The 1,607-nt window shown below is 61.6% G+C and carries 3 protein-coding genes; 2 read left to right on the forward strand and 1 reads right to left on the reverse strand.

The window, feature by feature from the left end; translation table 11 throughout:
- On the forward strand, nucleotides 1-378 hold a 378-nt coding region (locus JV551A3_RS10050; RefSeq protein ID WP_133978654.1), incomplete at its 5' end, for a cupin domain-containing protein.
- Between the two features lie 111 nt (nucleotides 379-489).
- Here JV551A3_RS10050 and JV551A3_RS10055 read toward each other — a convergent pair.
- Entirely contained in the window at nucleotides 490-762 is a 273-nt protein-coding gene (locus JV551A3_RS10055) for a DUF3509 domain-containing protein (protein ID WP_112251830.1), read from the reverse strand.
- Between the two features lie 265 nt (nucleotides 763-1,027).
- Here JV551A3_RS10055 and JV551A3_RS10060 point away from each other — a divergent pair, with 265 nt between their 5' ends.
- Entirely contained in the window at nucleotides 1,028-1,552 is a 525-nt protein-coding gene (locus JV551A3_RS10060) for an ankyrin repeat domain-containing protein (RefSeq protein WP_133978656.1), read from the forward strand.
- Nucleotides 1,553-1,607: the final 55 nt, after the last annotated feature.

Genomic DNA, 1,607 nt, shown 5'->3' on the forward strand with positions numbered 1-1,607 from the left:
GTGCTGGAGGCCTGTCGCGATCACCTGGACCAGTTGATGACCGCGCATGGCAGCAAGGCCTTCGTGGTGCTCAACCGTGATGGTGAGGCCCCGGCGCAGGTGGATGTGCGCGATGAGCATGTGCATGACGCCGACGAGGTGTTTGCCGTGGTCAGCGGGCGGGCGCAGGTTGGCCTGCGTGTAGGGGAGTGGGTGTATTCGATATTGTGTGAAAAGGGTGACCAGTTGGTGGTGCCAGCGGGGACCCGGCGCTGGGTCGAGCTGGGCGATGCACCGTTTTGCCTGGCGTTGCGGTTGTATGGCAGCGAGCAGGGCATGCAGCCGAAGTTTACGGGCGATGTGACTGCGCGGGCGTTCCTGGGCATTGATGAATTGTGATGGCTTTTCCAGCCTCTTCGCAGCACAAGGCTGCTCCTACAGGGCCAGTGTCACCGGTACCTGTAGGAGCAGCCTTGCGCTGCGAAGAGGCCAGATCACCCAACCCGAAACTCAGCGATAGGTCGGCAAGGCAAAGCGCTGCTGGCTCTGCAGCATCGAAATCACTGGCAACTCGCTGGCCTGCTCGGCCAGATCCCGGCGGATGGCGCTGATCGCCCACGAAAGCTGCTCGGCGCTGTGCAGTTGCGCATACGTCAGCACCCGGCGGGTAACCTTGCCATCAGCAGCGCGCAGGGTCAGCATTACGCCGCCGTCGGGGCGGGCCTGGGTATCCACCTGATAGGCCGAAAATACCGAAACGAACTTTTCCTGGATGAGGTCCATATCAACTCCTGGCTGTTACGTGGCAGACATGAGTTGATATTTGCAGTGACCGTGCCAGGATGTTTTTTCTAGAAAAGTTCTTAAAATTCAGGTAGTTACGTTTAAATTTCCAAGGCGCTGTCGTGCAACCTGCACGGTCGTGCATTTTGCACAGTGCATATTGCACGACTCGCCGCCAACTATCGGCCCGATAGAATCTGAACCTTTGACCCGGCAGCCTTGCCTGACAAAAACTTGGGCAACGATTTCTGCCAGGAGGTTCCAAATGTCCAGCCAACCCACGCCCGCCACCATGACCGACGACGAAACAGCCGCCTTTGCCGAGCAGGTGTTCGAGCGTGCCCGCCAGGGCGATGCCGAGATGCTCGGGCGCCTGTTGGCCAGCGGCCTGCCGCCCAACTTGCGCAACCACAAGGGTGACACTCTGTTGATGCTGGCCAGCTACCACGGCCACCACGATGCAGTGCGCGTGCTGCTGGCGCATGGCGCCGACCCGCTGATTGCCAACGATAACGGCCAGCTGCCTATCGCTGGCGCTGCGTTCAAGGGCGACCTGGCCATGATCCGCCTGTTGCTGGAGCACGGCGTACCGGTGGACGCGTCCGCGCAGGATGGCCGCACCGCGCTGATGCTGGCAGCCATGTTCAACCGCAGCGAAATCCTCGAATACCTGCTGGCCCAGGGTGCCGACCCGGCACGTCAGGATGCCCGTGGTTCCACCGCACTGATGGCAGCGCAAACCATGGGGGCCGTGGACGCCGCAGCGCGCCTGCAAGTGCTGGCCGGCTAACCGCAAGGGGGAATTTGCGGCTATCCTTGGCGACTTTTCACCCGTCGCAGGCCCC

Origin of the sequence: Pseudomonas inefficax (assembly GCF_900277125.1) — a bacterium.
Classification (GTDB): domain Bacteria; phylum Pseudomonadota; class Gammaproteobacteria; order Pseudomonadales; family Pseudomonadaceae; genus Aquipseudomonas; species Aquipseudomonas inefficax.

Coding starts and splice junctions, on each gene's coding strand:
- JV551A3_RS10055 (WP_112251830.1), bottom strand. CDS start 762: ATGGACCTCATCCAGGAAAAGTTCGTTTCGGTATTTTCGGCCTATCAG.
- JV551A3_RS10060 (WP_133978656.1), top strand. CDS start 1,028: ATGTCCAGCCAACCCACGCCCGCCACCATGACCGACGACGAAACAGCC.